Raw genomic sequence first — 14,130 nt, 5'->3', positions numbered from 1 at the left:
CCCAATTCACCAGAGAAGGATTGTCCATTTATGTTGTCGAGATTGAGGAGAAAATTAAATGATAAAATGTTCCTCTTTACAATTTGATTTTGAAAAGCTGTGGAAAGAAGGCATGTTAGACTGGCATGGCAAGATGCCAGAAAGAATGATCGATGATGTGCTGGAAGAAGCATATTGGGCTCAGTCCATGAAGAAAAAAACATACAAGCAAACAGATAACTATGCAAAAAAAATTTACGAAAAAATGAAACAACATATCCCCAAAAATTCAACTTGTATTGAAATTGGGCCGGGATGGGGCAACTACACCTTCCAACTCCATCAAGATGTCAAAAGTTTAACTTTAGTGGATGGTTCTGAAAGTGTGCTTGCTTATTTAAAACAATACTTTGAAAACGATACAAATGTTCAGTTCGTTCATAGTAAATGGGAAGAAGCGCAAATTGAGCAGCATGATTTTGTTATTGGGGTGAACTGCTTCTATCGTATGTATGAAATGAATGCGGCGCTGAAAAAAATGAACAGTCTTGCCAAAAAGCGCGCCATCATTGGTTTAACAACAGGACCTATTCAACCGCATTACGTTATTTTAGATGAGCAGTTTGGCTATGACATTAAACATCCTCGCCGTGATTATATTACCATCGTCAATATGCTGTATCAGTTAGGGATTTATGCAAATTGTGAAATGCTTAAGCTGGAGCGTGAGTATCGTTATGATACATTGCAGCAATTATATGAAGCACAGAGCAAAAAAATCTTATCACCTCGGTTTGATATGGCACATGTGAAAGCATCACTCGAACGCTTTATAGCAATGGAGGATGGCCAGCATGTATATCGTTACCCCTTCTATGCAGCGATCATTAGTTGGGAGCCTGTGAAGTTTCATGACTAAGTTTCGTTTTGACTTTACTAATAGGGGCTTTAATCGGGGGCACTGTTGATATAACAAATAGACATAGTGGTTACAAGATGATGGGAGAGGGGGAGGTCACTTTATGACAACATGGAATTTAACGCAAATGCAGCGTCACTTACTCATTTGCAATGGGGCAACCTGTATGGGAGCAGGAGCTGAGGAGGTCACGCAGCAAATTCGAGACGAAATCCGGAAAAACCGTTTAGATGAGCATATTCATACATCGCGTACACGATGTAACGGCCGCTGTAAAGATAAATGCGTCGTAATTGATTACCCAAAAGGGACATGGTATTCGGTTCAACATGAAGAAACTGCACGTGATATTGTTCATGAAGAAGTTAAAGAAGATGCAATCATTTATTCAATGGAGCACGGTGTACGGAAACGCAGCGAAGACCGCATAAAAGGAATTGAAAAATACAAGAAAGGTAATGGACCGATGAAAAAAGCTGTATTATTTGTTGGACATGGCAGCAGGCTTGAGGCAGGGAATATAGAAGTTCGCGAATTTGTCGGGCAAATGAAAGAATACATTGATCCAGCCCTTTTAGTAGAAACATGTTTTTTAGAATTTGCATCACCAAATATTGAGGATGGGATTCAGTTGTGTGTTGAAAAAGGTGCGGATGAAATCCATGTAATTCCCATCATATTATTACATGCAGGACACTCAAAACTGCACATTCCTGCAGAGATTGAACATGCTAAAGAGCATTTCCCAGATGTTCGATTTACTTATGGCCAAACGATAGGTGTTCATGAGGAAGTTTTTGAAATTTTAAAAACAAGACTTGCTGAAGCAGGTTTTGATGTGGATCAAAAGCATGAGGATACGGCTATTCTATTAATTGGACGAGGCGGCAGTGATCCATATGCTAATGGTGATTTTTATAAAATCAGCAGATTATTGTGGGAGAAATTAAATGTACCTATCGTTGAAAGTGCCTTTATGGGGGTAACGACGCCAACTGTGCAGGATGGGATGGAACGCTGTATAAAATTAGGTGCAAAAAAAATTATCATGCTCCCGTATTTTTTATTTACGGGAATTTTAATGGAAAGAATGAATAAAATGGCCGATCAGTTTAAAGAGACTTATCCCCATGTAACAATTGATATAGCTCAGTATTTTGGCTATCATCCAAAGTTAAGAATAGTACTGTTAGAACGTATGAATCAGGCCTTAAACGGTACATCCACTGGAATGCAAGATTTAGAAAATTTCCGTAAATATGCTGAAGAACATGGGTATGAACATCACCATCACCATAATTAGAGAATAGGGCTGGTCGAAAATTAAATCAAGAAATGTAAGGAGTTCAAAGAAAATGGCTAAAGCTCTTCCACTTATGTTTCAAGGTACCAATTCGGATGTCGGCAAAAGTGTTGTCGTGACCGCCTTTTGCCGGATTTTTGCCCAGGACGGATTTAAAACGGTTCCATTTAAATCACAAAATATGGCGTTAAATTCCTATATCACAGTGGATGGGAAGGAAATCGGCAGAGCGCAGGGAGTTCAGGCTGAAGCCGCAGGGATTCAGGCAACCACCGATATGAACCCGATTCTACTAAAGCCGAACCGTGATAACCAATCCCAAATTGTCGTCCATGGTAAACCATATAAGAATATGGAAGCAGGAAGGTACCGCCGGGAATTCTTTCAAACGGGATTGGAGCTGATTCAACAATCACTCTCCACCCTTTCCCACAATTATGAACGAATTGTCATTGAAGGGGCTGGCAGTCCGGCAGAGATTAATCTGAATGACCGGGAAATGGTTAATATGCGGGTCGCCAAAATGGCGGATGCCCCTGTGATTTTAATTGGGGATATCGAAAAAGGCGGAGTGTTTGCTAGTTTAGTAGGAACCCTTCAGCTGATGGAACCAGCGGACCGCGACCGAGTGATAGGCGTGATTATCAATAAATTCCGAGGCGATATCCGCCTGCTAGAATCCGGATTAACTTGGTTTGAGGAATATACAGGAAAACCCGTTCTCGGCGTAATTCCTTATTTGGAAAATCTAAATATTGATGCCGAGGATTCCGTAATTTTAAATCAATATACAGCTACACAAAATACTGAAAAAGAATTGGATATCGCGGTGATTCAGTATCCGAAAATCTCCAATTTCACCGATATCGATCCGTTTTTTGCCGAGCCGGATTGTCATGTCCGTTTCATAACGAGAGCGGATCAATTACATCATCCAGATTTAGTCATTCTCCCCGGCAGTAAGAATACAATTGAAGATTTGCTGTTTTTAAGAAAGAGCGGCATCGCTCAAAAAATAGCAGAACTACAGAAAAAGAAACATGCCGTTCTATTCGGGATCTGCGGCGGCTATCAAATGCTTGGTGATAAAATTGAGGATCCGTTAGCAATAGAGTCTCTCCATCAAGCAATCGAAGGCCTTCAGTTACTGCCAATTGAAACGACTATTACGAAAGAAAAGACGACGATCCTATCAAATGGTAAGTTGCATCTTTTCGGAAAAAACTTCCATGTGACAGGTTACGAGATTCATATGGGTGAAACCGTGGCGACAGGAGCGTCCCAAGGGCTTATTTTTTCGAATGAAAAATGGGATGGCTGTCATTCCCCGGACGAAACCATCATTGGCACTTATTTTCATGGGATATTCCATAATGATGAATTTCGTGAGGAATTGCTTAATCAGCTCCGCCGTAAAAAGGGATTGGAGGCCATCCACAAGCGCCCATCTTTTAACCAATTGCGGGAAGAAGCGTTTGACAGGCTGGCAGAACATGTAAGGGGACACGTTAAACTGGATGTCATTGAACATTTAATGAAGGATTACCAAAAAAGGGGGATCACCCAATGAATAGCGTAAAAACATCCATCAAGCCTCTTGATAGAGAAATGGGACAGCAAGTTCGTGCGTATATCAATACGTTAACCAAACCTCCGGGAAGTTTGGGAAGATTAGAGGAATTAGCCATTCATCTGTCGGAAATGACATCTGAAGCCTTCCCGGTCGTGTCACCGCCCGGTGTGATCGTTTTTGCCGCTGATCATGGCGTGGTCGAAGAAGGGGTGTCTGCTTTCCCGCAGGAAGTAACCGTGCAAATGGTCATGAACTTTTTAAACAGCGGTGCGGCCATCAATGTTTTTAGCAAGCAAATCGGAGCAATGTTTGAAGTGGTCGATATCGGTGTGGCAGCTGATATTGAGGCTGAAGGATTTGTGAATCGGAAAATCCGATATGGTACCAACAATTTTTGCCAGCAGGATGCAATGACAAGAGAAGAGGCCGAACAAGCCATCGCTGTTGGTTATGAACGGGCGGAACTGATTATTCAACAGGGAATCAAATGTTTAATTGTTGGTGAAATGGGGATCGGCAATACGACGCCAAGCAGCGCGATTGCAGCGGTTTTAAGTGGACAGGACATCGGTATTCTTGTCGGCCGAGGAACAGGGATTGCACCAGAAAAAATTCGTCATAAACAAGAGGTCATCACACGGGCACTAAAGGAAAGAAACCCTGACCGGAAGGATCCCATCGATATTTTAGCAAAAATTGGCGGTTTGGAAATTGCCGGGATGACAGGTGCAATGCTCTCCGCCGCCCGGAACCGGATTCCGATATTGGTAGATGGGTTTATTTGCACGATTGCAGCTCTTTTGGCAAGGGAAATTTGTGAGACAGCAGCGGAGTATATGATTGTCGGCCATCGTTCCGTCGAGCCTGGACATGAAATTGCGCTGCAGTTATTAGGGAAGAAGCCACTACTTGATTTAGATTTGCGGCTGGGTGAAGGAAGCGGGGCAGCAGTAGCCTTTCCGATCTTGCAATCAGCGACCTTAATGCTGAAAGAAATGGCCACCTTTGCATCGGCTGGAATTTCAAATGAGTAATGTAAGAAAGGAGCGAGAAGATGACAAATGGAAAAGTGTATCTGGTTGGTGCTGGACCAGGAGACCCTAAGCTGATTACAGTGTATGGGATGGAGTGTATCCAGCAGGCGGATGTGATTTTATATGACCGTTTAGTAAATGAGGAACTGCTGAAATATGCGAAGCCGGATGCTGAGCTGATTTTTTGCGGAAAACAGCCAGGAAGACATCAGATCATTCAAGATCAAATTCACCAGCTGTTAGTTGAAAAAGCCAGTCAGGGCAAGATAGTCACCAGATTAAAAGGGGGCGATCCCTGTATTTTCGGCCGTGTTGGTGAAGAAGCGGAAATTCTTGCGGAACATGGGATCCGCTATGAAATGGTGCCGGGGATTACAGCTGGTATTGCAGCGCCTGCTTATGCCGGAATTCCGGTGACCCACCGTGATTATGCTTCCTCCTTCGCGATCGTCACGGGCCACAGCCGAGCGGAAAAGGATGAGGATCAATTAAATTGGCCTGCCCTTGCTCAAGGAATTGATACGATTGCCTTTTATATGGGAATTGGGAATTTACCCTATATTGTTTCGAAATTAATCGAAAACGGTAAAAGCCCTGATACGAAAGCCGCCATTATCCAATGGGGGACGACGGCCAAGCAGAAGACGGTGACTGGAAGTTTAAAGGATATCGAAGCACGGGCCCTTGAAGCTGGGATTACTCATCCGGCGATTGTTCTTGTAGGCAATGTGGTCGGCCTGCGCGAGAAATTACGCTGGTTTCAAGAAGCAGAAGAAAAACAAGCAGTAGGAGCAGGGAGGGACTAAGATGTCGATTATAGCGGAAATCAAAAATCGAAGAGCGATCCGTGATTATGCGGCTCGAGAGGTCGAAGACGAAAAGATTCACACCCTATTAGAGGCAGCGACATGGGCACCGAATGACCGGATGAGGGAACCATGGGGCTTTTATGTGATTAAAGGCGAAGCAAAAAAACGCTATGAAGCGTTGGCCTATGAATATCTACTGGAACGCTTTCCAACCAAACCAAATTTAATCGAAAGCTCCTTAAAGGTACTGAAAACCACTCCGGTTCATATTGTTGTTACCGCTGACATCGTTCAAGAAGATGAAGAGGCATCTGCCGATAATGAATATGCCGTATGTTGTGCGATCCATTCGATGTGGCTTGCCGCCAAAGAATTAGGATTAGGTCTGGTCTGGCGGACAAGGGGCGTCGGACTTGTTCGTGACCAACGAATGTATGAGTTTATTGGCTCACCCGAAAACAAGAAAATAATCGGAAATTTGTTTATCGGTTATCCCGATACAGAAGTAATAAAAAAGGCAAAGGTGCCGGCCCGGACATCCTTTGAAGAAAAAACAGTCTGGTTGTAACGAGGAGTGAATCGGATGGAAGAGGTAACAGAAAACAAAGCAAAGCGCGGTCTTACATTAGTTTATACCGGTGATGGAAAAGGGAAAACGACGGCAGCCCTTGGGCTCGCAGTTCGTGCCTCCGGCCGGGGAAAACGGGTGCTGATGGTTCAATTTATCAAATCGCCTGATCGAACATATGGGGAAAAAATTACGTTCGAAAAATTGGGGATTGAAATCATGCAGACAGGAGTCGGCTTTACATGGACGAAAACACCGGAGGAACATCGGGAAGCTCTCAAAACAGCATGGGCTTTTACAAAAGAAATGGTACAGTTTGGCGGCTATGATGTTGTCATTTTAGATGAACTAAATAATGCGCTCGCGATTGATAAATTCCCGATAGACGATGTCCTTCCGTTAACTGAAGTACTAGAGTTGATTCAGCAGCGCCCAAAGGGGATGCATCTCGTGATTACCGGACGGTCCGCCAAAGAAGAGATCATCGCTTGCGCGGATTTAGTAACTGAAATGAGGCCTGTTAAGCATTATTATAACGAAGGAATTCCTGCCGTGAAGGGAATTGAGTTTTAATGGTCTATATTGAAAAATTTGGACATGGGGGCGATTTACTGACGGCCCGACAGTTGTTTGGTAAAGATTCTGCGCAGTTGTTAGACTTCAGTGCGAATATCAATCCACTCGGTCCACCTCCTAGGGTAATGGAGTTGTTAAAGGATCAGCTGGAGTCGATCGTTCATTATCCCGATCCCGCTCATCGTGTTCTCAAACAAAAGCTAGCGGGAAAGCATTCCGTTTCATCGGAACAGATTTTGATTGGAAACGGGGCAGCAGAGTGTATCGCCCTTGCGATTTTAGGCTTGCAGCCTGAGACAGTGGGAGTCACCTATCCATGCTTTTCGGAATATGAACAGCTTGCTAGAGCTTTTGGGGCAAGCATCAAACCATTGCTTGGCAGGGAAGAAAATGATTTTAAGCCGGAACGATCGGAAATTCTCCAATTAATAGCGAATACCGATCTTGTATTTGCAGGACATCCCAACAATCCCACTGGTGTCACGTATTCGAAGGAAGAACTTGTCGAGATGGCTGAACAGGCAGAGAAGACAAATACATATTTGATCATAGACGAGGCATTTATTGATTTTATTCCGATCGAAACACGAATCACGCTGCTTGAGGATTTGCAACGTTGGAAACAGGTAATCCTGGTTCGCTCGATGACAAAGTTCTATGCGATCCCTGGTCTCCGGCTGGGGTACATGGTGGCCGATCCAACTCTGATTTTAAAGCTGCAGGCGAAACAAGTAACCTGGAGTGTCAACCAACTGGCCCTATTGGCTGGTGAAGCGGTCCTGAACGAAAAGGAATACGAGGAAGCAACGATTACCCTGATTCAGGAGCAAAGAACCTATGTCAAACTAGCCATTGAAGAGAAGTTAGGCTGGAGGGTTTTTCCAGGGCAAGCGAATTTTCTGTTAGTTAGGATATCAGCTGACATCACGGCGGCTGAATTACAGTGGCGCATGGGACATAAAGGAATCTTAATACGCTCCTGTTCCATGTACCAGGGGCTAACAGATCAGGATTTTCGGATTGCGATTCGAACCGAAGAGGAAAATCAATGCTTGATCCAAGCCTTAATTGAAGTAAGCAAAGAGGGGAATCCATCATGACCTTAACCTATGTTACTGGAGGAATTCGCTCCGGGAAGAGTGAATTTGCGGAACGCTTGGCTTTCAGTCAAGCAGGCCGAGTCCTTTATGTTGCGTTCGGGGTTCAAAGCGATCAAGAAATGGAAAAAAGAATTGATAGTCATAAGAAGCGGCGCCCAAGTGAATGGGGCGTATTAGAAGAGCCGAACGAACTCACTTCCGTTCAAACCGTCTATCAAGACTACGATGTCATTTTAGTTGATTGTATTTCTTCGTGGCTGGCCAATCATTGTATGTGGTTGACAGAGCAGGAACTGAAGGAAGAAAACAAGAAAACCAGTTTAATAGAGGAAGTGGAACTCTGGATTAAGAGGATACAAGAAAATCATCAGCATGTCATTGTCGTTTCGAATGAGGTCGGTTTGGGCGGGGTCGCTTTATCATCGTTAGGACGTTTTTTTCAGGATGTTTTAGGAAAAATCAATCAATTAGTGGCAGCCGAAGCAAATGAAGCTTACGCCGTCTTTTCCGGTCTGCCACTGAGGTTGAAGTAATGAAGGCGTTCCTAGCAGCCCTGATGTTCCTCACGCGCATCCCCATTCCGAAGATAGAGGTTTCAAATACCGATTGGAAAAAAAGCCCCGTTTATTTTCCGTTGATCGGTTTGTTGATTGGCGGCATGTTATGGTTGGCTGTGTTTCTAGTTGATAAATTGTTTCTGCCTCCTGTCAGTGCATTTTTAATTGTTTTTGTCTGGATATGGATCACAGGTGGTTTACATATCGATGGCTGGATGGATTTAGCGGATGGATTGGGCAGCAATCGAAGCCGTGAGCAAATGCTCGAAATCATGAAGGATAGCCGCGTGGGTGCGATGGGTGTGATTGCCGCAATCTGCCTAATCGCAGGGAAAATCCTTGCGGTATATGAACTAGTTGAACTTCATGAACCGTTGATGCTTGTTTTAAGTCCATGGATGGCTCGATTTTTGCTCATTTGTGCGATCAAATTCTGGCCCTATCGAAACGAGGCAGGACTTGGATCCGGTCTATCAGCCTTTTTATCGTACCCTATTATGTTGATCCATCTGATTTTGATTTTGGTGATTAGCTATTGGGCAGCAGGATTAAACGGGATTATGCTGTTATTCATGACGAGCGTTCTGACATTACTGTTTATTTTAAACATTTACCGGAAATTAAACATGCTAACAGGGGATTGCTATGGTGCCATTGTGGAATGGAGCGAATGTGTCTCTCTATTTCTGGCCATGGCGATTGGGAGGCTGATGGGATGAAAATCATTATAGTCAGGCACGGTGAAACGAATGAAAATGCAGAAAGACGTTATCTAGGACATTTTGATGCAGCATTAAATCAACAGGGACGGATGCAGCTTAAGAACTTGAGCGAGATCTTAAGAATGACAGAAACTCAACCAATCTCTGCCATCTATTCTAGTGATCTTATAAGGGCCGTTGAAAGTGCTCAGTTGATTGGAAATGAGTTTCAGTTATGGCCCATACCGACATTTGCCCTTAGAGAATTACACTTCGGTGAATTTGACTGCAAGACCTATGAAGAAATTAGGCAGAAAGATCCAGAAAGGCTCGAGAAGTGGATCCGCAATCCCTATTTGGTTGCTCCTCCAAATGGAGAGACACTGCAGCAGTTAGGGAAAAGGATCGATGATTGGTTGGAGACCATTTTAACAACTGAAAAACCAGCTGGAACAATTGTCATCGTCAGTCATGGGGGGCCCATTCGATGGTTTCAAAGTAAATGGGTCAAAGGGGATTCAAACGAATTTTGGAACGTCGAAGGCCTCGGACACGGAAAAGCTATGGTAATGGAGTGGCATGCCCAGACGAAGTTGTTTACGACATCAAATTAGTGATAAGAGCGAGGAGAAAAAGGTGCAGCCATTTCGCAAGCAGAATCAGTATACATCGAGATTATGGCCGGAAATAACGATGGTGAAAAAAGGGGACCATCTCTTATTTCAATTCCCGCGGAGATTGGCTGCTTTCAGTAGTGCCGTTCATGGCGGGGGCTTCCAACAGGTCAGCCACTTTGTCAATTGGCAGGTCCCATTGGACTATGCCTCCAATGACCCCATTCTTCTAATGAAACAAAAAATCATCGAATGGGAATACCCGCTGGACCGGACCGCAGGCTTACAAACAGCGGCAAAAATTCATTGTGCCTCCATCCAAGAGGAAAATGGAGATGAGTTTCGGATGGTCTGCTGTGTCACTGCAGGTGTAGGAAATCGAGAAAGGGCAGGAAGAAAGCGGAAGACCTATTCAGCGTACCAATGCGGAACGATTAACACCTTTTTGTTTATCGATGGCCGACTTACAGAAGCTGCGATGATTAACGGGATTATCACCGCAACGGAGGCAAAGGCCGCAGCGATGCAGGATTTACAAATAAAAGTGGATTCTGGCGAGTTTGCGACTGGAACGACCACCGATTCGGTTGTCTTGGCTGCCAGTCAAGCAGACTATTTTCCAACCCATCTTTTTGCTGGTACCGCCACCACCATTGGAAATACGATCGGCTCCCTTGTTTATGAGGCCACATGTGAAGCAGTAAGGAATCAGGAGGGCTGAGAATTCGATGTTAGTTCATGCTATTTATATTGTCATTGCTTATCTTATTGATCGGATCATCGGTGACCCCCGTAAGCTGCCACATCCGGTGGTCATCATCGGGAAGTCTATTAGTCTTTTGGAAAAAGCAATTCGTTCTTTCAACTTAAAGGAAAGGTATTTGAAACTGGCGGGACTCTTATTTCCTATTCTGATTGCTGGCGGCAGCTATTTATTCGTTGCGTTGCTGCTTTACGGCCTCAATCAGCTGAATCACGTTCTTGCTGTCATTGCGGAAATCTGGTTAATTTCAACGACCATCGCGACAAAAGGCTTGGCTGATGCAGGGTTGGAAGTATTCCGACACTTGAAAAATCAGGATTTAAGGGCCGCAAGAAAAAGTCTTGGAATGATTGTCGGAAGAGATACGGAGACCCTTGAAGAAAGTGAAATTTCGCGGGGGGCTGTGGAAACCGTAGCGGAAAATATTGTCGATGCAATTATATCACCGTTATGCTTTGCCCTGATCGGGGGTGCCCCGCTTGCAATGCTGTACCGAGCGGTTAATACGTTAGATTCGATGGTTGGATATAAGAATGAGAAATATCAAAACTTAGGCTGGGCCTCGGCCCGTCTAGATGATCTATTAAACTATTTGCCTGCCCGGTTAACGGTTGGAATGATGCTGGTTGCTTGTTCGATTAAACGTCTCGATGTACAAGGCGCTTGGAGAATGATGAAACGGGATGCCAGACTTCATCCGAGTCCAAATAGCGGTTACCCAGAGGCGACAATCGCAGGGGCGCTTCAGGTACAACTTGGAGGAACGAATTATTATTTCGGTAAAGCCTCTGAACGGGCAAAGATGGGTGAACCACTACGGAAGATCAAAGGCGATGATATTTTGCGTACAGTAACGGTTATGAAAACAACCTCCATTATCTGTGTCATGTTATTTCTGGTCCTTTCGATAGTAGTGGAATTAGGCATGAAGTAGGGGAATAGGAGCCTGAACAATGAAAGTGGGAAAAGGAAGCTGCAATGGAACATTTGGAGAATTGGTCCAAGGTATTATGGAAGAGCGTCCGTTTTTAATCACTTTGCCCATCCCGAGTTTACGAAGTGAGGCTAGATTTGTTCCAGACACAGCCATTTCCCGGATAAGGGTCGTAAATTCCAAAGTGAAAGCAAAGAAAGCGGGAGAATTGTTACTCCAACTTTTTGGGATAAGAGGAGGCGGGTATCTCAAAATATATTCAAATATTCCTGCTGGCAAGGGGATGGCAAGCAGTTCGGCTGATATAGTTGCTGCATTAAGAGCAATTGCTGACAGCTATAGTATTCCGCTCACCAATGAAATGATCTCGAAGATTGCTGCAAAGGTGGAACCTACCGATGGGGTAATGTATGAAGAAGTCGTGGTATATGACTATATTCACGGTCAGCTGATTGCAAGCTTTGGTGCCTTACCCCCATTCAATCTCGTTGGTATCGATCTTGGGGGAATGATCAACACAATAGAATTTAATGAAGTACCGAAAGACTACAGCCAGTACGATCAACAGCAATTTATTAGAGCTTTTGATCTGGTTACAAAAGGGTTTAAGGAAAAAAATATAACTTATATTGCGGAGGCAGCAAGCCTCAGTGCACGTGTTAATCAAAAAATATTAGCAAAGCCTGTTTTTCCTCTATTAGATCAGCTGGCCCATCGCTATCAGGGCGGAATCGTTGTCGCCCACAGTGGAACAGTCGCGGGTATTTTACTAGATGGAAATCTTCCAAACAGTGAATTGGCGGTTTCACACTTAATTAGGGAAATGTCACTCGCTTACAAGGGAGTTCCTATAAATTTATTTCATTATGAAAGCAAGGAAAAGATAATGATTTGAAAATTCACAAAGTTTGTTTTCAAAAGGGGGTTAACATGTATAGTCATGAGGAACGAGAAGTGATTTACGATTGTATTTATAAAAGGAGAGATGTCCGCACTTTTCTCCCGGATCCGGTAAGTCCTGAGGTGATTCAACGTGTTCTTCAAGCGGCCCATCATGCGCCATCCGTAGGGTTTATGCAGCCATGGAATTTTATAATCGTTTCTTCAGACGAAATAAAAGAACGGTTGGCCTGGGCGGCAGAAAAGGAACGAAGAGCATTGGCCATCCACTATGAGGATGAACGAAAAACAAAATTTTTAGAACTGAAAGTTGAGGGCATCAAACAGGCACCGTTAACCATTTGTGTCACCAGTGATTTCACACGTGGGGGCTCCCATGTATTAGGAAGAAACTCGATCCCGGAAACGGATATTCTATCGGTAGCCTGTGCAATCCAAAACATGTGGCTTACGACATATGCAGAGGGATTAGCGATGGGCTGGGTAAGTTTTTATAAGAAAAATGATGTCAGGGATATCCTGCAGATTCCGCCTCATATTGATCCAGTCGCCTTAATTTCGATTGGATACACCAATGAATATCCATCCGCCCCCATTCTAGAGCAAGCAAATTGGGAGAAAAGAAGAACTCTTCGGAATCTAATATTTTTTGAGGAATGGGGGAATCAGGAAAAAATCGATCGAATCTAGGGTGTCTGTAATCATTATCCCAAGAGATTGATGTTTTTTGATCCAACTGTTTATAAAAGGGAGGAATTTTTATATGGAAACTGTATCACTGTTTTTACTTGTTTTTGTATTGGGGCTTCGACATGGATTGGATGCGGATCATCTTGCCTTTATTGATGGACAAACCCGTTATAATTGGCGAATGGGCAGTTCGTTTGCACGTTGGGTGGGGACATTATTTTCATTGGGACACGGAGGAATGGTAGCATTAACAGCTGGTATTTTAGGAATGGTAATAGAGAATTTTTCATTCCCAGCTTATTTTGATAATATTGCATCATGGGTGTCGATTATTTCTTTATTCCTTATTGGAACGTTAAATACGTATAATCTGTTACGCACTAGAAACAATCACGAAGAGTTTCAACTTAGCGGACTAAAGGGGAAGTTTATTCCAAAAATTGCGAAGGGTACAACAAATCCGTTTCTAATTATTTTAGTAGGGTCTTTGTTTGCCTTGGCTGCCGAAACGGTAAGTCAAACTGCTGTATGGTCTTTGGCGGCAGGAAATGCAGGTAAATATACTCCTTTATTTTTAGGGCTAGTTTTTATGTTTGGCATGATGATTACAGATACAATTGATTCGTTGATTGTCTATAAAATGGTGAACCAGTCCAGCAAAATCGGTCAAGCTGCATCAAGACTAATGGGCTGGGTGATTGTCGTCTTGGCCTACGGGGTTTCCTTCTATCTGGCATTTACTTTCTTCAACCCTTGGGCAGAACTAGATTTCGAATTCGTAGGAGTCATTCTTTTCCTTTTCTTAGTCGCTTCATTTATCTTTATAAGCGTTTACTCTAAGAGTCAAAAACATGAAATAAATACTACGAATTAATTAAAAGAGCTCTGCCAATTTTATGGTGGAAGAGCTCTTTTTTATTTGCTATGTAAATTTCAGATAAGCACCCTCAAAAAGAACCCTTTAATTCTAATTGAGAAGGTTTTCGTTACCTTACTTTCGTTATTTTGATATATCCAATTTTTTTAGTCTTTTTCTAATATCATCTAATACATTTATCTTACCTTTAATAAACGCTTTGTTGTAATCCTCCTTTTCTTGTGATAATACAG

At 43.3% G+C, this 14,130-nt stretch carries 16 protein-coding genes; all 16 read left to right on the top strand.

Annotation, left to right across the window (positions count from 1 at the left end):
* Positions 1-58: 58 nt before the first annotated feature.
* The 16 genes from V7161_RS05945 to V7161_RS05870 all read left to right on the top strand — a co-directional run bounded on the left by V7161_RS05945 (position 59) and on the right by V7161_RS05870 (position 13,894).
* Complete coding sequence (locus tag V7161_RS05945; protein WP_335443090.1) at positions 59-898, top strand: class I SAM-dependent methyltransferase; 840 nt, start codon at positions 59-61, stop codon at positions 896-898.
* A 103-nt stretch (positions 899-1,001) separates the two neighbouring features.
* Positions 1,002-2,201, top strand: a complete 1,200-nt coding sequence (locus tag V7161_RS05940) for a CbiX/SirB N-terminal domain-containing protein (protein ID WP_335443088.1) — start codon at positions 1,002-1,004, stop codon at positions 2,199-2,201.
* 52 nt (positions 2,202-2,253) lie between these two features.
* Positions 2,254-3,771, top strand: a complete 1,518-nt coding sequence (locus tag V7161_RS05935; protein WP_335443086.1) for a cobyric acid synthase — start codon at positions 2,254-2,256, stop codon at positions 3,769-3,771.
* Positions 3,768-4,808: a nicotinate-nucleotide--dimethylbenzimidazole phosphoribosyltransferase gene (gene cobT / locus V7161_RS05930; RefSeq protein ID WP_335443084.1), complete on the top strand. Its 1,041-nt coding sequence runs from the start codon at positions 3,768-3,770 to the stop codon at positions 4,806-4,808. Before V7161_RS05935 ends, cobT begins: the two co-directional genes overlap by 4 nt.
* A gap of 20 nt (positions 4,809-4,828) precedes the next feature.
* Entirely contained in the window at positions 4,829-5,614 is a 786-nt protein-coding gene (gene cobA, locus V7161_RS05925; protein ID WP_335443082.1) for a uroporphyrinogen-III C-methyltransferase, read from the top strand.
* Between the two features lies 1 nt (position 5,615).
* Complete coding sequence (locus tag V7161_RS05920) at positions 5,616-6,185, top strand: nitroreductase family protein (RefSeq protein WP_335443080.1); 570 nt, start codon at positions 5,616-5,618, stop codon at positions 6,183-6,185.
* Positions 6,186-6,200: 15 nt separating this feature from the next.
* A complete protein-coding gene (cobO, locus tag V7161_RS05915) occupies positions 6,201-6,758 on the top strand; it encodes a cob(I)yrinic acid a,c-diamide adenosyltransferase (RefSeq protein ID WP_335443078.1) in 558 nt (185 codons plus the stop codon).
* Positions 6,758-7,861 carry a threonine-phosphate decarboxylase CobD gene (gene cobD / locus V7161_RS05910; protein ID WP_335443075.1) on the top strand — a complete coding sequence of 368 codons (1,104 nt, stop codon included), beginning with the start codon at positions 6,758-6,760 and terminating at the stop codon, positions 7,859-7,861. Before cobO ends, cobD begins: the two co-directional genes overlap by 1 nt.
* Positions 7,858-8,394: a bifunctional adenosylcobinamide kinase/adenosylcobinamide-phosphate guanylyltransferase gene (gene cobU, locus V7161_RS05905; protein ID WP_335443073.1), complete on the top strand. Its 537-nt coding sequence runs from the start codon at positions 7,858-7,860 to the stop codon at positions 8,392-8,394. Before cobD ends, cobU begins: the two co-directional genes overlap by 4 nt.
* Positions 8,394-9,137 carry an adenosylcobinamide-GDP ribazoletransferase gene (cobS, locus tag V7161_RS05900; protein ID WP_335443072.1) on the top strand — a complete coding sequence of 248 codons (744 nt, stop codon included), beginning with the start codon at positions 8,394-8,396 and terminating at the stop codon, positions 9,135-9,137. The genes cobU and cobS overlap by 1 nt, the downstream gene beginning before the upstream one ends.
* Positions 9,134-9,733: a histidine phosphatase family protein gene (locus V7161_RS05895; RefSeq protein WP_335443070.1), complete on the top strand. Its 600-nt coding sequence runs from the start codon at positions 9,134-9,136 to the stop codon at positions 9,731-9,733. Before cobS ends, V7161_RS05895 begins: the two co-directional genes overlap by 4 nt.
* Before the next feature lie 22 nt (positions 9,734-9,755).
* Positions 9,756-10,454 carry an adenosylcobinamide amidohydrolase gene (locus V7161_RS05890; RefSeq protein ID WP_335443068.1) on the top strand — a complete coding sequence of 233 codons (699 nt, stop codon included), beginning with the start codon at positions 9,756-9,758 and terminating at the stop codon, positions 10,452-10,454.
* Between the two features lie 7 nt (positions 10,455-10,461).
* A complete protein-coding gene (gene cbiB, locus V7161_RS05885) occupies positions 10,462-11,430 on the top strand; it encodes an adenosylcobinamide-phosphate synthase CbiB (RefSeq protein ID WP_335443066.1) in 969 nt (322 codons plus the stop codon).
* 19 nt (positions 11,431-11,449) lie between these two features.
* The gene (locus V7161_RS05880; RefSeq protein WP_335443064.1) at positions 11,450-12,325 is read left to right on the top strand and encodes a GHMP family kinase ATP-binding protein; all 876 of its coding nucleotides are present in this window, start codon (positions 11,450-11,452) and stop codon (positions 12,323-12,325) included.
* 35 nt (positions 12,326-12,360) lie between these two features.
* Complete coding sequence (gene bluB / locus V7161_RS05875) at positions 12,361-13,020, top strand: 5,6-dimethylbenzimidazole synthase (RefSeq protein ID WP_335443062.1); 660 nt, start codon at positions 12,361-12,363, stop codon at positions 13,018-13,020.
* Between the two features lie 73 nt (positions 13,021-13,093).
* Positions 13,094-13,894: a sodium:proton antiporter gene (locus V7161_RS05870; RefSeq protein ID WP_335443060.1), complete on the top strand. Its 801-nt coding sequence runs from the start codon at positions 13,094-13,096 to the stop codon at positions 13,892-13,894.
* Positions 13,895-14,130 lie beyond the last annotated feature (236 nt).

Origin of the sequence: Neobacillus drentensis, assembly GCF_036965425.1 — a bacterium.
GTDB classification, from domain to species: Bacteria; Bacillota; Bacilli; order Bacillales; family Cytobacillaceae; genus Neobacillus; species Neobacillus drentensis_F.
The sequence above is the reverse complement of the archived record's forward strand: the minus strand, read 5'-3'. Positions and strand labels throughout refer to the sequence as shown.

Bases quoted from the DNA above. Each gene is read 5' to 3' on its own strand.
- V7161_RS05945 (WP_335443090.1), top strand. From the start codon at position 59: ATGATAAAATGTTCCTCTTTACAATTTGATTTTGAAAAGCTGTGGAAA.
- V7161_RS05940 (WP_335443088.1), top strand. From the start codon at position 1,002: ATGACAACATGGAATTTAACGCAAATGCAGCGTCACTTACTCATTTGC.
- V7161_RS05935 (WP_335443086.1), top strand. From the start codon at position 2,254: ATGGCTAAAGCTCTTCCACTTATGTTTCAAGGTACCAATTCGGATGTC.
- cobT (WP_335443084.1), top strand. From the start codon at position 3,768: ATGAATAGCGTAAAAACATCCATCAAGCCTCTTGATAGAGAAATGGGA.
- cobA (WP_335443082.1), top strand. From the start codon at position 4,829: ATGACAAATGGAAAAGTGTATCTGGTTGGTGCTGGACCAGGAGACCCT.
- V7161_RS05920 (WP_335443080.1), top strand. From the start codon at position 5,616: ATGTCGATTATAGCGGAAATCAAAAATCGAAGAGCGATCCGTGATTAT.
- cobO (WP_335443078.1), top strand. From the start codon at position 6,201: ATGGAAGAGGTAACAGAAAACAAAGCAAAGCGCGGTCTTACATTAGTT.
- cobD (WP_335443075.1), top strand. From the start codon at position 6,758: ATGGTCTATATTGAAAAATTTGGACATGGGGGCGATTTACTGACGGCC.
- cobU (WP_335443073.1), top strand. From the start codon at position 7,858: ATGACCTTAACCTATGTTACTGGAGGAATTCGCTCCGGGAAGAGTGAA.
- cobS (WP_335443072.1), top strand. From the start codon at position 8,394: ATGAAGGCGTTCCTAGCAGCCCTGATGTTCCTCACGCGCATCCCCATT.
- V7161_RS05895 (WP_335443070.1), top strand. From the start codon at position 9,134: ATGAAAATCATTATAGTCAGGCACGGTGAAACGAATGAAAATGCAGAA.
- cbiB (WP_335443066.1), top strand. From the start codon at position 10,462: ATGTTAGTTCATGCTATTTATATTGTCATTGCTTATCTTATTGATCGG.
- V7161_RS05880 (WP_335443064.1), top strand. From the start codon at position 11,450: ATGAAAGTGGGAAAAGGAAGCTGCAATGGAACATTTGGAGAATTGGTC.
- bluB (WP_335443062.1), top strand. From the start codon at position 12,361: ATGTATAGTCATGAGGAACGAGAAGTGATTTACGATTGTATTTATAAA.
- V7161_RS05870 (WP_335443060.1), top strand. From the start codon at position 13,094: ATGGAAACTGTATCACTGTTTTTACTTGTTTTTGTATTGGGGCTTCGA.